This is a genomic window from Sinomicrobium endophyticum (assembly GCF_052983315.1).
In genome coordinates, this window is sequence record NZ_JBRKIS010000052.1 from 1 (window position 1) to 20,987 (window position 20,987).

Below are 20,987 nucleotides of genomic sequence, written 5' to 3' on the forward strand. Positions count from 1 at the left end.
AGAACCAGCAGAGCTAAGGTTTTGGTTTGTGTTATTGATGAGTTGTTGAATTTTGTTTCTGCTCTTCCATTTTTTGATTTGCTTTTCCCTGGCCAGGGCCTCTTTTTTGGAGGGGAAAGTTTCATGATAAACGATAATCCAGTCATTGGAATTTCCGGTAAATCCTTTATGATTGGCATTGTGTTTTTTTAGTCTTTCAAGGAGATTAGATGTTACGCCGATATAGAATTTATCGGCTATTTCGGAGTATAATATGTAACAGAAAAACGGCATTGATAGAAACAAAACAGCCTCCTGAAAGAGAGGCTGTTTTAGTTGTGGGCCCTACTGGGTTCGAACCAGTGACCCCCTGCTTGTAAGGCAGGTGCTCTGAACCAGCTGAGCTAAGAGCCCGGAAAATAATAGATCAAATTTAAAATGTGGGCCCTACTGGGTTCGAACCAGTGACCCCCTGCTTGTAAGGCAGGTGCTCTGAACCAGCTGAGCTAAGAGCCCTCACATATTACGATCTGTCAATAAAGTGAACTTCTGAAGAAGCAGTACCATAAGTGACTGCCCTTGTTGTAAATCGCGGATGCAAAAATACGATTGTTTTTTACACGTGCAAAATATTTATTATATTTTTCTATAATATTTCAGCGACTACAAAGGTGCTTCCGCCGACGTATATGAAATCGTTTTTTTCCGCCCGGGAAAGGGCATTTTCATATGCTTGTATTACAGAAGGATACGCTTCTCCTTCCAATCCGTACTCCCGGGCCTGTTCCCGTAACTCTTCTGCCGGAAGCCCCCTGGAAATACCCGGTGCGGCAAAATAGTATATTGCGTTTTGCGGGAAAAGCGGTAAAATACGTTTGAGGTCTTTGTCGCGTACCACGCCCAGGACAATATGTAACCTTTCGAATTGCTCGCTTTTCACCTGGCGCAGGACGAGTTCCAGTCCTTCGGCATTGTGCGCGGTATCGCATATGACTTTGGGATTGGTTTGCAATTGTTGCCATCTTCCTTTGAGGCCGGTGTTCTGCACCACCCGGGACAGCCCGGAAATGACATTGTCGCGGCTGATATTATATTTTTTCAGTTGTTGCACTGTTGCTATGACGGCACGGATATTTTTTTCCTGGTATATGCCTGTGAGGTCACTTCTCATATTTTCCAGGGAAAGATTTTCCGCAAGAGATAGTTCGGAGTGATTTTCTTCAGCCACTTTTTGAAATACGGAAAATGTCTCCGGATGGTATTCGCTGATAACCACAGGGACTCCAGGTTTTATGATCCCCGCCTTTTCCCCGGCTATTTTTTCGAGAGTATCCCCGAGAATATCCGTATGGTCGTAACCGATATTGGTTATTACCGATACCTCCGGGGTAATGATATTGGTAGAGTCCAGCCGTCCGCCCAGCCCGACTTCTATTACCGCTATATCTGTTTTTTCACGGGCAAAGAAATCGAGCGCCATACCAACGGTCATTTCAAAAAAAGAAAGGTCATGGGCCTCGAGAAACGGCTTATTATCTGTTATGAATGTCACAACGAAATCTTCGGGAACATCCATGCCGTTTATTTTTATCCGTTCCCGGAAATCCTTAAGATGAGGGGAGGTGTATAGCCCGGTCTTATAACCCGCTTCCTGTAGTATGGATGCCAGCATATGACTTACGGAACCTTTTCCGTTGGTTCCGGCGACGTGAATGGTTTTTATTTTTTTCTCCGGATTTCCGAGATGGTCACAAAAATCCCGGATATTGTCCAGTTTGTGTTTCAGGGCTGTCTTTCCTTGCTGCTGATACATGGGAAGTCTGTTGAACATCCATTGCAGCACTTGCTGGTACATCATGAAAATGGGAATGATTTAGAATTAAAGACAAACTTGTTACTCTCCGAGTTTAAAGTTAACCACCACAAATCCGATCTGCCGGGAAGGAGCATCCGAGTCCTGGTTCCATTTGAACATCAATGCGGTTTTTTTTGCGGGTTCTAACAGGCAGGGGTGGTTGTTGGTAGTTCCTTTTACACCGGGGACCGCATCGATAACATTACCGTTTTTGTCTACTTCGATCTTTACGACAACGCGTCCTTCTTCGTTACAGTCCTGCTGTACTTTTCCCCGGGACAGTAAAGACCGTCCGCTCAGTCCGTAGCCTACTCCCCCGGATCCGGAGCCGGGTGTGCCGTAATAGCTGCTGGCATAAGGATCTCCATCCGGGTTTCCCTTATCTCCTGCTTTGTTGTCATCTCCCTCTCCCTTGCTTTCCGTTCCGTCCGATTTGGGCCCGTTCAGTATGTTGGACACAGCATCCGAGGTAGATTTGGAAGGTTTTTTAGGCTCTTCTTTAGGTTTTTCTTCGGCAGGTTTCGGTGTTTCCTTTACTACAGGTTTCTTCTCTTCCTTTTTAGGAGGAATAACGGGAGCGTCCTCGGTTTTGTCGTCAGTAAGTACCTCTTCCTGTGGTTTTTCCACTTCCGTGGGAATTTCGTCCGCTGTAGTTTCTTCCGGCTGTTCTTCCTCGACTTTCTCTTCGGGAGCAGATTTTATTTTTTCGAGCGGTTGTACGTTGCCCGATCCGTATTCTGTCATTCCGAAATTCACCGTAATGCCGGTTTCGAGGGGTGGTTCCATGTATTGCAGTCCCAGGAAAAAGAGGAGTGCCACGAGGATTGCCAGCAACACCGTGGTTAGCGTAAACGATTTCTTTTTATGTTTTGTGTCTAAGAATGACATAGTTTTATTTTGGTCTTACCGCCAGGATCACTTTATAATTGTTCCTGTTGGCAATATCCATAACGTCAACTGCTTTTTCAATGGGAACACCTTCTTCAGCCCGGAGTATGATAGTAGGGTTTTCCTGACCTTTCAGTTTTCTTTTGAGCTCGGTTTCCAGGAATTCCGGGTTGACTTTCTGGTCATCCATGTAATACTCCAGTTTTTTGTTAATGCTCACGGATATGTTCTGCACATTGGTCGATTTTCCTTTGGCCTTAGGAAGCAGCAGATCGAGGGCATTCGGAACACTGGAAGTAAGCATAAAGAATACCAGCAACAGGAATACGATATCCGTCATGGAGGACATGCTGAATTCCGGCGATACCTTATTTCTTCCTTTTAATTTCATGTGCTTATTTTATTGTTTTTCAGCGGTTACATGCAACCTTTGATGTTTAAAATGATCATCCTCTGTATGTTGAATGACTTTTTTTAACACGCCGGTTTCATTGTAATGATGTTATTAGTACATGACAAAAATCGGTTTTGCACAATTTGATCGGAAAATCAGTTTAACCCCTCCCGATAATTATCGGGACTAAAGGGAGCCTGATTTTCCTCGTCCCGATATTTATCGGGATGCTCCCTTTAGGGTCGGGGTAACAATCCCGATCCCGATAATTATCGGGACTTTCGGGAGAGGGATTATCGAAATTCGATTTTTGTCATATCCCCTAAAATAATCTTTTAAAATCAATTAACTCAGCCGATTTTGTATTTCTGCCTTCGTTTATATCTAAGCCGGTTCGTCCAGTAAGTCCAGGAATTCTACAGCGTTGGCTTCCATTTGATGCACAACCTTGTCGGTCCGTACTACCAGGTGATTATAGCCGATATAAGCGATAATACCAACTATGAGGCCCGCTACCGTTGTGGTCATGGCAGTGTATATACCCGATGCCAGGGCTCCGATCTCCGCTTGTCCGCCACTGGTAGCCATTTCGTGAAAGGCAATAATCATCCCTATTACCGTGCCCAGGAAGCCGATCATGGGCGCCGCACCGGATACGGTGGCAAGAATACTGACGTTTTTTTCGAGCTTGTAGACCTCCAGAGTACCGGCATTTTCTATAGCCTTATTGATGTCTTCCAGGGGTTTGCCTATTCGCGAGATGCCTTTTTCTATAAGCCGGGCCACCGGGGCATCCGTTTGGGCACAGAGATTCTTTCCTGCCTCAAGTTTACCGTTGCTTACGTGGTCTCTTATCTGGTTCATGAAATTTTTATCGATCTGGGAAGCTGCTTTAATGGCAAATATCCGCTCGAAGTAAATATAAAGAGCCACAAAAAGCAGTATAAAAAGAATCAACACGATTATAATACTCCCCGGGCCGCCACTGACAATAAGATCTGCAATAGAGAGGGTTTTTTCCTCAGAGAGAGCTTCTTCGGCCACATTCTGAGCAACGTCTTGAAATAGCATCATATGATAAAATGTTTTTGATATTAAAACGATTAAGCGAACATAAAATTATATTTCCCGTAATATCGAAGTTGTCCGGAAGGTTATTTGTTCCTTTAGATTGTTCCCGTGATGTCCGGAGAATGCCCGTTCCGGCTCTTGTATTTATCCCGGTTCCCTTTGAAAACAACAGCTTTATTTTTTTGATCCCGACTACTTCTCTGCACCAAAGATAATTAAAAAGAAGAACCCCCTGATAGGTACGGGGGCAATTCTTTCTACAGTTTCTAAGTTGTCTTTTGAAAATGGTTACACCAACTGGCGCAATGCTATTTCAAATGCGGTACTGCTTATATTGGTTTTTGCACCACTTTGTTTGAAAGTTTGTAATAATGCCCTTTTTACGGTATTTGAAGTGTCTTCAAAAATGGCCTTGTCGCTCATGGACACCCTTCGTTCCATAAAATATGCAAAAACCCTTGCCATACCGCAGTTGGATATGAAATCCGGTATAAGGCTTACCTGCTTGTCGGTATATTCCATAATGGGACCGAAGAAGATTTCTTTGTCGGCAAAAGGAACATTGGCGCCACAGGAAATAACTTCCAGTCCGGCGTCTATGAGTTGTGTGATCTGATCTTTGGTGATAAGCCTGGATGCTGCGCACGGAGCAAATATTTCGGCATGTAATCCCCATATTCTTTCATTCATTTCCTCGAACGAAATAGCATTTTTGTATACCAGGTTGTTGCTGCTTTTTTCGAGGAACATTGCTTTTATTTCTTCAAAAGAAAAGCCTTCTTCATGGATAACCCCACCGGAAACATCCATGATACCTACGATTTTAGCACCCATTTGCGCAAGATAAAAGGCAGCGGCAGCTCCTACATTACCAAATCCCTGTACGATGGCTTTTTTACCTTTGACAGTGCCGCCGTATATGTTGTAATAGTGCCGTACGGCTTCGGCTACCCCATAACCGGTGATCATGTCTGCTACGGTATACTTTCTGCGTATATCCGGAGAATACGTATCGCTCTCGATCACTTTAATGACTCCCTGGCGTAACTGTCCTATCCGGTTTATTTTATCGGCTTCGGAAGGTTTGAAATGACCGTTAAATACGCCTTCCTGCGGATGCCATACGCCACAGTCTTCGGTGATGGGTATAACTTCGTGGATTTCATCTACATTGAGATCGCCACCGGTTCCGTAGTAATTTTTCAGTAACGGAGAGACGGCTTTATACCATCGTTCGAGAACTCCTTTTTTTCGCGGATCTTTCGGGTCGAAATTGATACCGGATTTGGCTCCGCCAATCGCCGGTCCGGATACGGTGAATTTCACTTCCATGGTCTTTGCAAGGGAAAGTACCTCGTTTACATCCAATCCTTTTCGCATACGGGTTCCACCGCCGGCGGCACCTCCCCTGAGCGAGTTGATGACTGTCCAGCCTTCTGCCTCTGTTTCCTGGTCCTGCCAGTGGAATACGATTTCCGGTGCTTTGTCTTCGTATTGTTTAAGTAATTCTTTCATCTGTTTTTTGTGTAGTTTAATGTTTGAATATAGTGTGAAGCATGAAGCACGAAGCATGAAGTGCGAAGTATTTTAACTTCATGCTTCGTGCTTCGTGCTTCCGGCTTTATACTCTTTCCAGAAATCCGCATTGCGGATTCCCAGTTTTTCCGGATCGAATACCGGGTCCTTTTTGTTTTTTCTTTGTTCCTTGTAGTCTTTCAGGGCTTTCAGGGCCGGTCTCTGGAGTATGAGGATAAAGATAATGTTTATCCAGGCCATCAGGCCAACGCCGATATCTCCCATATCCCAGGCGAGCTGTGCGCTTTTTATAGTGCCGTAAAATACGGCAAACAGTAATACCAGGCGTAAGAGCAACAGTTTGATCGGCGAGCCTTTCTTGTCGAGATAGCTGAGATTGGTTTCGGCGATATAGTAGTACGCCATTATGGTGGTAAATGCAAAAAACATCAGGGATATCGCTACAAAAGCAGCGCCGGCAGCGGGGAAATGATGAGCGATAGCTGCCTGGGTAAAGGCAGGTCCGGCTTCTGTGTTTTTGTCGAGGTTCTGTACAATGAATTCGTTTTCCATATCCGGATGTTTTACATTATACGAATTCGTGAACAATATCATTAAGGCAGTGGCGGTACAGACAAAGAGCGTGTCTATATATACGGAAAAAGCCTGTACCAACCCTTGTTTGGCTGGGTGGCTTACCTCTGCGGCTGCGGCTGCATGAGGGGCTGTTCCCTGTCCTGCTTCGTTGGAGTAGATCCCCCGTTTAACACCCCAGGCAACGGCAGAACCGAAAAGACCGGCAAACATTTCTTCCGCACCGAAAGCGGAACGAAAGATAAGAGAGAACATCTCCGGTACTTTTTCTATATTCATGCCAATGATTATAAGGGCCATCAGAATATAGCTCAGGGCCATAAAAGGGACTACGATCTCGGCCACTTTACTGATTCTTTTTATCCCCCCGAAAATAATGAGGGCAAGCAAAATGGAAATACCTATGCCGGTTGCCCATACCGGGACGTCAAATGCTTCTTTTACGCTCAGAGCAATACTGTTACTTTGTACACCAGGCAGGAAAAAAGCGGTGGATGCTATGGTTACGACAGCGAAGAGCACGGCAAAGACCTTGGTCTGGAGCCCTTTTTCTATATAAAAAGCCGGCCCCCCGCGATACTGTCCGTCTTTCACTTCTTTATATATCTGTCCCAGGGTAGCTTCTACAAAGGCCGAAGCAGCTCCCAGCAAGGCAATGACCCACATCCAGAAAATGGCGCCCGGACCCCCTGAGGCTATTGCTGTTGCCACCCCGGCTATATTACCGGTTCCGACACGCCCCGAAATGGCTATGGCAAAAGCCTGAAATGAGGTGACCCCTTTACTGGAAGATTCTTTGGCAAAAAGCAGTTTCACCATCTCGCGGACATACCGTACCTGTAAAAATCTGGTTGCGACGGAAAAGTAAATTCCTGCACCAAGACATAGGATAACCAGGGCATTGCTCCATACAATGCCATTAATACTTTTGATAATTTCTTCCATTTTAATTTTAAGTTAGTATAGCTAGTTTTTTTACCCGGACTTATACAATACAGGGCTTAATAAAATATTTATGTGTTATTTTTATATGGTATATGCGGAGTTTTGTTTTTTCTCCGGCATAAAATAAAGAAAATTATGGGAGATTACGGAATAAGTTTAAATGAGTTCTGTGTAAAAATTAAAATGATTTTTTGTGAAAAATTAAATTTACACCCCGTAAAAACGATTTTTTATACATATTTTTCATTAATTTGTGTGGTTTGAAACAAAAAAGTACTAGAAGAAAATGGATTTTACATTTACCGAAGAACAACTTATGATCCGCGATGCAGCGAGGGATTTTGCTCGGAATGAGCTGCTGCCTGGTGTCATAGAAAGAGATGAAAAACAAAAGTTCCCGACGGAGCAGGTCCGTAAAATGGGAGAACTGGGATTTTTGGGAATGATGGTCTCTCCCGATTACGGGGGTAGCGGACTGGATACCATATCCTATGTTCTTGCCATGGAAGAAATATCCAAGATAGATGCTTCCGCTTCCGTGGTGATGAGTGTGAACAATTCCCTGGTATGCTGGGGACTGGAGCGCTACGGTACGGAGGAGCAGAAACAAAAATACCTGCCCCGCCTGGCGGGAGGGGAGATCATAGGAGCCTTTTGCCTGTCCGAACCGGAAGCCGGAAGTGATGCCACATCTCAAAAAACCACTGCCATAGACAAGGGAGATCACTATGTTCTGAACGGAACCAAAAACTGGATTACCAACGGAGGGACTGCCAGTGTTTATCTGGTAATAGCGCAAACAGATGCCGGTAAAAAACACCATGGAATTAATGTTCTGATTGTGGAGAAAGGAATGGAGGGTTTTGAGATAGGGCCCAAAGAGCAGAAGCTCGGTATTCGTGGCAGTGATACGCATTCCCTGATATTCAACGATGTAAAGGTGCCCAAAGAAAACCGTATAGGCGAAGACGGTTTCGGGTTTAAATTTGCCATGAGAACTTTGGCCGGCGGACGTATTGGTATTGCCAGCCAGGCACTGGGTATAGCTTCGGGCGCTTATGAACTGGCCAGAGAGTATTCCAAAGTGAGAAAGGCTTTCGGTACCGAAATATGCAATCACCAGGCTATTGCCTTTAAACTGGCGGATATGCATACACAAATAGAAGCGGCACGATACCTTGTGCTGAAAGCTGCCTGGGATAAGGATAACGGAAATGATTATGACCTGTCCGGGGCAATGGCCAAATTATATGCATCGCAGGTAGCTATGGATACCGCAGTAGAAGCAGTACAGGTACACGGGGGTAACGGTTATGTGAAGGAATATCATGTAGAACGGCTGATGCGCGATGCGAAGATCACCCAGATCTATGAAGGGACTTCGGAAATACAGAAAATTGTGATTTCCAGGAGCCTTTTAAGGGATTAAAGACTGCCTGTATCCTTTGTACGGAAATACAAATCAGTGAATAAGATATTGAATTTGGCTGTTATCAGGTTCCGTTTCCATGAAAAGATATCTTTTTATACGTTCCGGAGTGCAATGAATATGTCCGGAACGTATTTTTTTATGCCATACAATGTGAAATTTCAAATTCGGAATCTGAGCGGATAGATCTGGTAGCCTATAAAATGCGCTGGTTACCTGAAAATCTATGTTCCGGAAGTAAAAAGAACACCTGAATTACTGTTGCGGATTACCGGAATAAAAAAAAGAGGCTGCTTTGACAACCTCTTTTTGTTTACTCTAATGAAATACGAATTATTTCTGTATCCATTCTCCGTTTTCATTCGCATAAAGTACACCGGTTTGCTCACCCATGGTAATTTCCAGTTTATACTCTTTTGCTTCGTTCACAGAAGCCTTGTCTATAGTAGCTCCGGCATAATCTTTCTCCAAAGCTTCTGTAATGGCAGAAGGAACTTCATCGGTAGAAATTTCCGTGAATTCTTCCTGGTTAACTGCAATTACTACATTCTCGTTAGCATCTATGGTAGTTGCTGCCTGAGTGGCAAATCCTCCAAAAACTAATGCTGCGGCTAAAAATAACTTTTTCATGACTATTAAGATTTTAAGATTAAACTTTGTTTGTGTCTGATACATTGAAAATTTGATGCCAGCTTTCGGAAGAGCCTTATGTTGTTATGTATTTATTTGTGCGTCAATGATTTAATTTTTTTTGGTGTAAGAGGGGAAAATGAAACATGTGTAGTGGTTCGTGTGTACCGGGTGTGAAAGTGTGTAAAGACTATACATTATTTATTTGATATTAAATAGTATAGGTGTGCCTGATCTGGTATTTGTACTTGAGGTGGTCATGTGTGGTGGGGTCCATTGTGTATTGTGATTTAAAAAGGAAAGATGTCATGTCACCGAACGTCCGTAAATGCTATTGTGATCAAAAAGGACTTTGGCTAATCTTGATCAGGAGTAATCATAAGGTGTATCATAATATAGTGATATGCCGTATCATTTCAATGAATATTGTGTAAACAGATATCGGGCGCTTAATTTTTATGTAACCCGAAACGTCCCGCATAAAGAAATGAATAAATATCCGGGACAGGGCAGAGTATAAAGTGAGTAAAATTTACACAATGCACACTGCTTCTACCCCGCAAATTATACACCTCATTCGCATTGTTAAAAGATATGATGTTGTGTAAATGTTTGTTTTTCAGTAACTTTAAATAAGTTGTGGAATTCTGTAAAGCTTGGCACCTCTATTGATATTTACAACAACTTTAAAATTGCAATCATAAACAAATGAAAAAGAATACTAACACAACGTACAGCACCGGTTTTCTTCTGTTATTGCCTATTCTCCTGCTTGTGGTCTTGTTTACAGGCTGCAAGGAAAAAGAGCAAGAAGATGAAGGTCTGCCTCTTCCTGTTATTGAGTTAAAAGAGGAATCGGCAGCCAAGGTCTTTCGGTATCTGGGCTCCGTAGAAGGAGCGGAAGATGTTGATATCCGGCCGCAGGTAGATGGAATATTGGAAAAGATCTATGTGGATGAGGGAGATTATGTAGAAAAAGGGCAGCCCTTGTTTAAAATAAACCAGCAGCCTTATATGGAGGATCTTAAAAATGCCCAGGCCAATGTAGCACTCGAAAAGGCCAAACTGCGAAAAGCCAAAACTGAACTCGACAGACTTCAACCGCTTATAGACAACGAGGTGATCTCCGAAGTACAGCAAAAGACTGCCCAGGCCGATTATGAAGTGGCTCAGTCCTCTCTCGACAGGGCTCAGGCGCAAGCAGCCAACACAAGGATAAAACTAAACTTTACTATTATTGAAGCTCCGGTAAACGGATTTATTGGCCGTATTCCTAAATCTGTGGGAAATGTGGTGAAACAAACCGACTCCGAACCTATTACCGTGCTTTCTAACGTAAAAGAGATATTCGTATACTTTTCCATGAGTGAATCGGATTACCTGTATTACGAACGTATGAAAAAGGACTCTACTTCGCGCCGGATGAGTAACAGGGTGAAATTGATCCTGGCTGATGGCTCTACCTACGATCTGGAAGGGAACGTAGATGCTGCTTCGGGACAAATTGACCGTTCTACAGGGGCTATCAGTCTTCGTGCCAAGTTCCAGAACCCCGATACGCTTCTTCGTTCAGGGAATACCGGAAAAATAGTTATGGAACAAATTTTCCCCAAAGCGATTCTTATTCCGCAAAGTGCCACGATGTCGGTTCAGGACAAAAGATTTGCTTATACGCTGAAAGATGACAATACTGCCGAACGCCACGAAGTAGAAATAGAAGGCCGGTCAGGACACAATTATATTGTGAAGAAGGGCACCCTGAAAGCTGGTGACCGCATTGTGGTATCGGGAATTAACAAAATAACCGATGGCACTAAAGTAAAACCTGTGCAGCAAGGAAGGTTGTTGTCCGATAATTAATCACCGTTTTTCTGAAAGAACCATACGGCCTGTATTAATGACAAGGCAGAAAGCCGCCATGAACAGAAGGCCCGGTTTGATTTTAAAATAAAGCTATAGATATCCAATGATCAAAAAAATCATAGAACGTCCGGTACTTACCTTTGTTATCTCTATTTTATTGGTACTAGCCGGAGCATTCAGTATTTCGCAACTTCCCGTAGAACGTTTCCCTGAAATTGCTCCGCCCAGTGTGTCTGTTGCGGTATATTACCCGGGAGCCAACTCCGAGACCCTGGCTAAAGCGGTGCTGCTTCCTCTTGAGGAAGCCATTAACGGCGCCGAGAATATGGAATATATCAACTCTACTGCGACTAACTCGGGAAAAGGAAGGGTAACGGTATATTTTAAACCTGGTTCCGATCCCAATTTGGCGGCAGTTGAAGTTCAAAACCGTATATCGGAAGTAACATCCGACCTTCCATTAGAGGTGATAGAAAACGGAATTCAGGTCATGAAGCGTATGAAGGGAACGCTGATGACTATCAATGTTTTTAGTGACGGGACCTATGACGAAACCTTTCTGAGTGCTTATACCCGAAAAAACATCAGGCGGGAGCTCAAACGTATTGAGGGCCTGGCAAGAGCCCAGATCTTGCGTAGGCGTGATTATGCCATGCGTATTTGGCTCAACCCTGAAAAATTGGCCCTGTATAACCTGACACCAAGGGATATCTATAACCAGGTGAACGATCAGAGCTTTGAGGCTGGGCCGGGTAAGTTCGGGGAAAACTCTGAAGAGGTTTTTGAAATTATACTCAAGCACGAAGGCCGTTTTAGCGAGACCGAACAGTATGAGAACATTGTGATAAAAACGGAGAAAGACGGGCTGCAACTTAAGTTGAAAGATATAGCCCGTATTGAGCTTGGTGCCTCCAACTATACCAGTAAAAACCGTCTGAACGGCAAGCCCGCCGTAACCATGGATATAGTACAGCAAAGTGGGGCTAATGCCATGGAAATAGACAAGGCTGTGCGGGAAGTTATGGAAAGCCAGGCTAAAATTTTCCCCGAAGGTATGGACTATCAGATTACGTTCAGTGTGCGTGATGCCATTGATGAGTCTATGCACCACGTACAGCAAACCCTTTTAGAGGCTTTTATCCTGGTGTTCCTCGTGGTGTTTATCTTCCTTCAGGATGTTAAAATTACATTGATTACGGCCCTTACCATCCCCATCTCGTTGGTGGGTACTTTCTTTTTCCTGCAAGCGATAGGTGTGAGTATGAACGTACTCAGTATGTTCTCTATGGTACTCGCCATTGGTATAGTGGTGGACGACGCCATTGTGGTGGTCGAGGCCATTTACGAAAAAATGCAGCATCATAAGATGACGGCGAAGCAGGCGGTTAATTCCGCCTTAAGCGAAATCACGGGAGCGGTTATTTCCATTACCGTCGTTATTGCCGCCGTATTCCTTCCGGTGGGCTTCCTGCAAGGTCCCGTGGGGGTGTTTTATCAGGAATTTGCCTATACCATTGTTATTTCCGTATTGCTTTCTGCAGTGGTAGCACTTACGATGGGGCCTACATTATTCATATTGTTTTATAAAAAGAAGGACAAAAAGAAAAAGAAAAAGCAGTTATCGGCTTTTTACAGTCATTCTCAAAAACTAAAAAAAGTTAATTCGTTAAAAGATAAAGGGCTTAAGAAATTTGATGTACTTTTTGACAAGTTTACGGCCAAATACCTTGCTTTAGTGAAAAAAGCCATTCAATTTAAATGGATAAGTTTGGTGGGGTTAGGGGTTATTGTATTGTTGCTGATTTTTTTGGCTCGCATTACACCCAAGGCCTTTATCCCTACGGAAGACGATAACTTTTTGCTCTGTGCAATATCCATGCCCGAAGGGGCTTCACTGAACCGTACTAACCAGGCTCTGGACCAGATAGCCGAAATTTTGGAAAAGGAAAAGGCCGTGGATGGCGTAAATACAGTTTCGGGGTTCAATATCGTAGATAATTCCGAAACACCTTCTTCCGGATTAACGTATATCAAGCTGAAAGAAAAAAGCAAAAGAGGGAAGATCAAAGACATTCAGGAGCTGGTAATACACCTGAGCGAAAAATTACAGGTCATCACGGATATACGTAGCTTGAATATATATCCACGCCCTACGGTACAGGGGTTTGGTAACTTTGATGGGGTGCAAATAATGCTACAGGACCTCGCCGACAGTGATTTGAGCGAATTTAGCCAGTTGGCTAATGAGTTTATCATCGAATTGAGCCGTCAAAAGGAAATAGAAAGCGCCTTTACTTCCTTTAATCCCAACTTCCCGCAATTAAAACTCGATATCGATTATGAAAAAGCAAAGGCGTTGGGAGTGAGTGTAAAGGATATGATGTTTACCCTGCAATCTAACTTCGGGCGCCAACGCGTCAGCGATTTTAACCGTTTTACCCGCCAGTATACGGTGTATATGCAGGCCGATACCGAATTTAGCGAAAGCCCGGAAGCCTTTAATTCCATTTTTGTGAGAAGTGAAAATGGCGAAAACGTTCCCATAAACACTTTCGTTAGACTGGAACCTTCCTTAGGACCTGAAACCGTTAACCGGTATAATTTGTACAATGCGGCTAAAATCAATATTACCCCGGCTGCGGGATACAGTACAGGGGATGTCATGGCAAAAATTGAAGAATTAGGAGAAAGCAAATTACCGGCCAGTTTAAGTTATGAATGGACCAGTATGAGTCTGGAAGAAAAGAAATCCGGCTCCGATGCTATGATAGTGTTTATCATCAGTATTATACTGGTGTATTTTATCCTGGCGGCGCAGTACGAGAGTTTTTGGTTGCCTCTGGCAGTAATGCTTTCGTTGCCCACGGGTATTCTCGGGGTATTTGTATTTATCAACCTGGCGGGGATAGACAATAACATTTATGTGCAGGTGGGTATTTTAATGCTACTTGGTCTGTTGGCCAAAAATGCTATTTTGATTGTGGAATTTGCTGCTCAAAAACGCAAGGCGGGCTTGAAAATATTAGATGCTGTATTAGAGGCGGGGGCCCTGCGCCTTCGTGCTATCGTAATGACCTCCCTGGCTTTTACCGTCGGATTGATTCCGTTGATGTTTTCCAGTGGTTCTGCAGCTATCGGAAATAAATCGGTGAGTATAGGTACAGCCGGGGGAATGCTGTTTAATGTTACTCTCGGGATTGTTATTATCCCTGTATTGACCTATGTGTTCCTGAAATTACACGACCGATATAATATGGAAACTACCGGGGAAGAGTAGTCCCCTGTTGGGTATTTGACAAAAAAGTTATTGACGATTGAAAATATATGAACCCATGTTGGCAAAAAATATAAAAAGACTCGGTGTAGTGGTGTTTCTCCTGGTAGCCGTAACGGGCTGTAAGGTAGGGGACCCGTATAAAAGACCCGATTTTGATGTACTTCCGGAAGAATATCACGGAAGTATAGGCAGGTTGGATAGTGTTGCTGCGGATAGCCTGGACAGTATTCCTTTGGCGAAGATGAAGTGGATAGAGTTTTTTGGGGATTACGACCTGGTTTCTCTGATCGATACTGCGCTGGTCAATAATATAGATATGCAGCGAACGGTTCAGGTCTTGGAAATGAGTCGGCAAGACCTGTTGCAGGCCAGGGCCAGTTTTTACCCTTCGCTTGGGTTTACTCCTTTCGGGTATAAAAGGGATTACCGTTCTTTGTATCACGATAAGTATGGAAACAGGGCCTCCAGGAGGCATGCTAACGAAAGCGAAACGCCTCCCACAAGTTTATATACACAACAGTTGTCGTACAACCTGGGCGTGAGCTCCAGTTGGGAAATAGGGCTTTGGGGAAAGCTTCGCTGGAAAAAAGATGCCGCCCGGGCGGCTTATATGCAAAGTGAGGAGTTTAAGAAGGCGGTGCAGACAGCATTGGTCGCAGAAGTGGCTTCTACGTATTACGAATTGTTAAAGCTCAAAGCGGAACTGGCAGTGGCAGAGCGAAACCTCAACCTCAATGAAAATACACTGCGAATTGTTGAGTTGCAGTACGAGGCCGGAGAGGCTACCTCGCTGGCTGTACGTCAGACCAAATCACAAAAACTGAGATTTGAAGCGCTTATACCGCAAATAGAACGGGAGTACGCACTTCAGGAAAACAGGCTGAATGCCCTGCTTGGAAGAGAACCACAACCCATAGAGATTCATGGGCATTTAGACAATGCCGGGTTCAAAGGGAACTACAATACAGGGGTGCCTATGGAGCTCTTACAAAACCGTCCTGATGTGGCCGCTTCGGAATACGAATTGATTGCGAGCAATGCACAAGTGGGGATCGCCCAGGCATTGAAATATCCTTCCCTTACTATCGATGCCAGTATGGGGCTTGATTCTTATCAGCCGAATAAGCTGTTCTCAACCCCGGCAGAATCTTTGTTTGCCGTGATTAACGGTGCCATTTTTCAGCCAATATTTCAACAACGAAAACTAAAGACGAATTACAAAAAGGCATTGGCGAGGCGGCAACTAGCCCAGCTGGACTTTAAAGAGACGATCATTGATGCAGTGAGAGAAGTGTCTGATGCCATGATAACCTTAGATAAATTAGAAGAAGAACACGTTCTTACACAAGAACGGTTAAATACTACCCAGAGAGGAGTTACAGATGCTGCCCTCCTCTTTAGAAGTGGTTTTGCTAATTATCTGGAAGTAATCACAGCGCAAAGTGATGCCCTCGATAGCGAACTGGGGCTCATTGATATAAAAATGCAAATACTACTCGCCAATATAGAATTATACCGAAGCCTTGGAGGGGGCTGGCAGTAAAGCCTACGTAAATCAGATGATTTTTCATGTCTTTGTGAGGTTATTCTGCCTTATGCTTTTAGGTTAATAAATGAATTTTTTCAAAGGGATAGTAATCCGGATGGAGAAAAGCATGCTGTAAATTCAGCGCTTTTCTCCCTTTTGTTTTTTTTATACCCTTTTTTTAAAGGGGGTGTTCTTTTGTTTTTTGTATTAATACTACTTAAATATTGTTTCGCGTAGGGGGCGTGTTGTGTTTTTTGTTATTTATAGTGGTATTCAGTTGTGTTTTGAGGGGGTTCCTTTGAAAAAAGCTTTCAAAATAAGATATCTGTAATTTCCTCTGTTCTGAGTAATGTTTTTAGATTATCATCAATGATATTTTAAGAAACACGAATTAATTTGTGTCAATTCTAAAATCGTATGCGTAATTTTATGCATATGTGTTAATTTCGTTGAGGATTTTTTAACACCAATCACTTAGAGATATGAAACTTAAGCAGCAAGGACTTTATTCCCCGGAGTTTGAACATGACAATTGCGGAGCAGGTTTTATTTGTAACCTGAAAGGAAAAAGGACCAATGATATTATTCATAAGGCCCTGGATATCCTGATCCGTTTGGAACATAGAGGAGCTGTTAGTTCGGACGGCAAAACGGGAGATGGTGCAGGTATATTGATCGAGATACCCCATGATTTTTTTAAAAAAGCATGTAGCTTTGAACTCCCGGAGTACAAGGAGTATGCCGTAGGAATGCTTTTTTTGCCCAAATCCGCGAACCAGGTTAAAGTATGTACCAGGATATTTGAAGAGAATATAACCAAACAGGGACTGCATATCATAGGCTGGAGAAAAGTTCCGGTAGATCACGATTGTATCGGGGCAATAGCGGCAGAGTCCGAGCCAACCATCATGCAGGTATTTGTCGGTAAAAACGGAAAAGACCTTTCCGAAAGTGAATTTAATGCCAAACTGTACGCTGCCCGTAAGATTGCGGAACACCAGGTGCTTCAGTCCGGTTTTTCAGAAGCGGACTATTTTTATTTTACCAGCCTGTCTACTACAACTATAATTTACAAAGGTCTGTTGATGCCCCAGGATATCAACAGATACTACAAAGATCTTAACGAACCCGATGTGGTAACCAAACTCGCTTTGGTTCACCAACGGTTCTCTACCAATACGTTCCCCACCTGGGATCTCGCACAACCTTTCCGGTATATGTGCCATAACGGGGAAATCAATACCCTCAAAGGGAACCTGAGCAGGATGAAGGCCCGTGAAGAACTGTTCAAAAGCGAGATCTTCGGAGAAGACCTGAAAGATATCCCCCCGATAGTGTTGGAAGGTAAGTCCGACTCGGCTTCTATGGACATGGTATTGGAATTATTGCTGCAAACCGGGAGGTCCTTACCCGAAGCCATGATGATGATGGTGCCGGAAGCCTGGGAAAAGCACCAGTCTATGGACGATACCAAAAAAGCATTTTACGAATACAACGCCTGTATCATGGAGCCCTGGGACGGCCCGGCCTCTATTCCGTTTACCGACGGGAATTATATCGGGGCCCTGCTGGACAGGAACGGGTTGCGCCCTTCCAGGTATACGGTGACCAAGGACGGATATGTAATAATGTCATCCGAAACCGGGGTTATTGATATAAAACCGGAGAATGTGGAATACCACGGTCGTCTGGAACCTGGCCGGATGTTCCTTGTTGATATGAACGAAGGCCGTATTATAGGGGATGAAGAAGTAAAAAAAGACATCACTTCCCAAAGGCCTTACCGCAAATGGCTGGATGAAAATCTTCTTCCATTGGCCAGTATTCCTTATACGGGAAATAAAACACCTGTGGAAAAAGAGGGCATCCACACCAGGCAAAAACTTTTCGGCTATACCCTGGAAGATATAAAGACCATTATCACCCCGATGGCCACCGAAGCTAAGGAAGCTATCGGCTCCATGGGATTTGATACGCCTCTTGCCGTACTTTCGGAAAAACCACAGTTGCTGTACAACTACTTTAAACAACTTTTTGCCCAGGTAACCAATCCGCCATTGGATGGTATACGGGAGGAGATTGTAACAGATATAAGCCTTTCCATAGGAGGAGACCGAAATATATTTGATGTTATTCCGGAACAGGCGAAAAAACTCCGTATTCAGAATCCCGTAATTTCCAACGAGGACCTGGATAAGATCAAATATATGGAACATCCGGATTTCAAGGCCAGGTCCATCTCCGTACTTTATGAAGTAGAAAAGGGATTGAACGGACTCGAATCCAGGTTGGACACAATGATTTCCGAGATATCCGCAGCAATAGACGAAGGGTCGAATGTTATTATACTATCCGACCGGAATGTGGAAAAAGGATATGCTCCCATCCCCGCGATACTGGCGTGTTCTTTTGTACACCATTCCCTGAAAAAACTCAGGAAACGGTCTTCCGTTGGTATCATCGTAGAATCCGCGGAACCGAGAGAACCGCATCATTTTGCCATGCTGTTCGGTTACGGGGCAAGTGCTATCAATCCGTATCTGGTAAACGAAATTATCGCGGAACTAGTAGCCAACGAAGATATTGTTGCGGAGAGTGCGGAAAAAGCGATTAAGAATTTTAATAAGGCCATCGGAAAAGGGATCGTAAAGATCATGAACAAAATAGGAATATCTACATTGCATTCCTACAGGGGGTCCCAGATATTCGAAGCTTTGGGCCTCAATAAAAAACTTGTGGACAAATACTTCTGCAATACCGCCACGCGGGTAGAAGGTATAGGACTTTACGAAATAGAGAAAGAAATCCGCAAGCGCTATGATACGGCTTTTGAAAAAGAGAAGATATCTGCCGATCTCAACCTGGATATAGGAGGGGATTACCGTTGGCGAAGAAACGGGGAGCGGCATATGTTCAACCCTGCTTCCGTAGCCAAACTGCAGCAAGCAGTGCGCAGCAACAAATACGAGAGTTTCAAAGAGTATTCCGATATTATCAATGAGCAGAGCGAGCGGTTGATGACACTTCGCGGTATGTTTAAGTTCCGGAATCTCAATCCCGTTCCGCTGGAAGAAGTGGAACCCTGGACCGAAATCGTAAAACGTTTTAAGACCGGGGCCATGTCTTTTGGTTCTATCAGCCAGGAAGCCCATGAAAACCTCGCTATCGCGATGAACCGTATCGGGGGGAAAAGTAACTCGGGAGAAGGAGGAGAAGATCCCCTTAGGTTCCATAAGGATATGGACGGAACGTGGAAGAACAGCGCTATCAAACAGGTGGCATCCGGAAGATTTGGTGTATCTATCAATTACCTGACCAATGCTAAGGAAATACAGATAAAAATGGCCCAGGGGGCAAAACCCGGGGAAGGAGGACAGCTTCCCGGCCCTAAAGTATACCCGTGGGTAGCCAAAGTAAGGAATTCTACCCCGTATGTAGGGTTGATCTCTCCGCCCCCGCACCACGATATCTATTCTATCGAAGACCTGGCCCAGCTTATTTACGATCTCAAAAATGCCAATCGCGAAGCCAGGGTCAATGTAAAACTGGTATCTGAAGTGGGGGTAGGTACTATAGCTGCCGGTGTAGCCAAGGCCAAAGCGGATGTTATCCTGGTTTCCGGGTATGACGGAGGTACCGGGGCATCACCTTTGACCTCCCTCCGGCATGCGGGACTTCCCTGGGAACTCGGAATTGCCGAAGCACAGCAAACACTGGTTCTCAATGATCTCAGGAACAGGATAGTGCTGGAGTGTGACGGACAGTTGAAAACCGGTCGCGATGTCGCTATTGCCTGTTTGCTCGGGGCCGAAGAATTCGGTTTTGCCACCGCGCCCCTGGTAGCTTCCGGATGTATTATGATGCGTGCATGCCACCTGAACACCTGTCCGGTAGGTATAGCCACCCAGGATCCGGAACTGCGTAAAAACTTTAAGGGAACCCCGGAGCACGTTATCAATTTCATGTATTTCGTAGCCCAGGAATTGCGTCAGATCATGGCGGATCTCGGTTTCCGTACCATTAACGAAATGGTAGGGAAAAGTGAGAAGCTGGACATGAACCGGGCAGTAGATCATTACAAGGCACAGGGAATAGATTTTTCTAAAATACTCTACAAACCCCAGGTGGGAGATCATGTAGACCTGTATAATACGAAGAAACAAGACCACGAACTGGAAAATGTCCTGGATTTCGATATACTGAGCAAGGCTCACCCGGCAGTGTACAGGAAAGAAAAAATGGAGCAGTGTTTCATTATCAACAATACCAATCGTACTACCGGGGCGATTCTCAGTAATGAGATTTCCAAAATTCACGGGGCCCACGGCCTTCCCGAAGATACGCTTACCCTGAAATTTACCGGGTCTGCCGGGCAGAGTTTCGGAGCGTTCGCCACACACGGACTTACTATGGTGGTGAATGGTAATACCAACGATTATTTTGGGAAAGGCCTTTCCGGGGGTAAACTGGTAGTAAGAGTACCCGAAAAAGCCACCTTTAAACCAGAAGAAAATATCATTATAGGTAACGTGGCATTGTACGGAGCGATTACCGGAGAGGCGTATATCAACGGAATAGCAGGTGAGCGTTTTTGTGTTCGGAATTCCGGGGCAAAAGCCGTAGTGGAAGGTATCGGTGATCACGGTTGTGAATATATGACCGGGGGTATAGCCGTCATACTCGGAAAGACCGGAAGGAACTTTGCTGCCGGAATGAGTGGTGGTACGGCTTATATCTACAACGGTTCCAACGAAATAGACGAACACAATTTCAACCTGGAAATGGTGGAACTGGAAGAACCTTCGTCCGAAGATATGAATGAGGTAAGACAACTGGTGGAAAACCATTATCTCTATACCGAAAGTCCGTTGGCAAAACGACTCCTGGATAACTGGAAGGCGCAGAAAAACAAATTCATCAAGGTAATGCCTGTAGAATACAAAAAAGCGCTGGAAAGACTGGCCAGGGAAAAAGCACTGGACAGTGAGGAATTAATGGCAAATGTAAATAGCTGATAAC

General features: G+C 44.3%; 13 protein-coding genes and 2 tRNA genes. 5 read left to right on the forward strand and 10 right to left on the reverse strand.

Going from position 1 to position 20,987, the window contains the following annotated elements:
• The 9 genes from ACVBDU_RS20080 to ACVBDU_RS20120 all read right to left on the reverse strand — a co-directional run.
• Positions 1-273, reverse strand: a 273-nt coding sequence (locus ACVBDU_RS20080) for a GIY-YIG nuclease family protein (RefSeq protein ID WP_447181480.1), incomplete at its 3' end; no start/stop codon positions are given.
• Between the two features lie 45 nt (positions 274-318).
• Positions 319-393: transfer RNA gene (locus tag ACVBDU_RS20085), tRNA-Val, on the reverse strand.
• A 27-nt stretch (positions 394-420) separates the two neighbouring features.
• Positions 421-495, reverse strand: a tRNA-Val gene (locus tag ACVBDU_RS20090).
• Between the two features lie 130 nt (positions 496-625).
• Positions 626-1,837 (reverse strand): bifunctional folylpolyglutamate synthase/dihydrofolate synthase, encoded by a 1,212-nt coding sequence (locus ACVBDU_RS20095; protein WP_447181481.1) that lies wholly within the window; start codon positions 1,835-1,837, stop codon positions 626-628.
• A 36-nt stretch (positions 1,838-1,873) separates the two neighbouring features.
• On the reverse strand, positions 1,874-2,722 hold the full coding sequence (locus ACVBDU_RS20100; protein ID WP_447181482.1) for an energy transducer TonB: 849 nt from the start codon (positions 2,720-2,722) through the stop codon (positions 1,874-1,876).
• A gap of 4 nt (positions 2,723-2,726) precedes the next feature.
• Positions 2,727-3,113 (reverse strand): ExbD/TolR family protein, encoded by a 387-nt coding sequence (locus ACVBDU_RS20105; RefSeq protein WP_447181483.1) that lies wholly within the window; start codon positions 3,111-3,113, stop codon positions 2,727-2,729.
• Between the two features lie 387 nt (positions 3,114-3,500).
• Positions 3,501-4,190, reverse strand: a complete 690-nt coding sequence (locus ACVBDU_RS20110; protein WP_447181484.1) for a MotA/TolQ/ExbB proton channel family protein — start codon at positions 4,188-4,190, stop codon at positions 3,501-3,503.
• Between the two features lie 285 nt (positions 4,191-4,475).
• Positions 4,476-5,702: a Glu/Leu/Phe/Val dehydrogenase dimerization domain-containing protein gene (locus ACVBDU_RS20115; protein ID WP_447181485.1), complete on the reverse strand. Its 1,227-nt coding sequence runs from the start codon at positions 5,700-5,702 to the stop codon at positions 4,476-4,478.
• Between the two features lie 78 nt (positions 5,703-5,780).
• Entirely contained in the window at positions 5,781-7,241 is a 1,461-nt protein-coding gene (locus ACVBDU_RS20120; protein ID WP_447181486.1) for an alanine/glycine:cation symporter family protein, read from the reverse strand.
• Between the two features lie 286 nt (positions 7,242-7,527).
• Between ACVBDU_RS20120 and ACVBDU_RS20125 the strand changes: the two genes are divergently transcribed.
• Entirely contained in the window at positions 7,528-8,670 is a 1,143-nt protein-coding gene (locus tag ACVBDU_RS20125) for an acyl-CoA dehydrogenase (protein ID WP_447181487.1), read from the forward strand.
• A gap of 333 nt (positions 8,671-9,003) precedes the next feature.
• Here the strand turns inward: ACVBDU_RS20125 and ACVBDU_RS20130 are convergent, their stop codons facing one another.
• The gene (locus ACVBDU_RS20130; protein ID WP_447181488.1) at positions 9,004-9,300 is read right to left on the reverse strand and encodes a hypothetical protein; all 297 of its coding nucleotides are present in this window, start codon (positions 9,298-9,300) and stop codon (positions 9,004-9,006) included.
• A 708-nt stretch (positions 9,301-10,008) separates the two neighbouring features.
• On the opposite strand from ACVBDU_RS20130, the gene ACVBDU_RS20135 reads away from it, so the two are divergent.
• The 4 genes from ACVBDU_RS20135 to gltB all read left to right on the forward strand — a co-directional run bounded on the left by ACVBDU_RS20135 (position 10,009) and on the right by gltB (position 20,983).
• Positions 10,009-11,160 (forward strand): efflux RND transporter periplasmic adaptor subunit, encoded by a 1,152-nt coding sequence (locus tag ACVBDU_RS20135; protein WP_447181489.1) that lies wholly within the window; start codon positions 10,009-10,011, stop codon positions 11,158-11,160.
• A 106-nt stretch (positions 11,161-11,266) separates the two neighbouring features.
• Entirely contained in the window at positions 11,267-14,440 is a 3,174-nt protein-coding gene (locus ACVBDU_RS20140) for an efflux RND transporter permease subunit (protein ID WP_447181490.1), read from the forward strand.
• A 55-nt stretch (positions 14,441-14,495) separates the two neighbouring features.
• Positions 14,496-15,983 carry an efflux transporter outer membrane subunit gene (locus ACVBDU_RS20145; protein ID WP_447181491.1) on the forward strand — a complete coding sequence of 496 codons (1,488 nt, stop codon included), beginning with the start codon at positions 14,496-14,498 and terminating at the stop codon, positions 15,981-15,983.
• A 467-nt stretch (positions 15,984-16,450) separates the two neighbouring features.
• Positions 16,451-20,983, forward strand: coding sequence for a glutamate synthase large subunit (gltB, locus tag ACVBDU_RS20150; protein ID WP_447181492.1), 4,533 nt, complete (start codon positions 16,451-16,453; stop codon positions 20,981-20,983).
• Positions 20,984-20,987 lie beyond the last annotated feature (4 nt).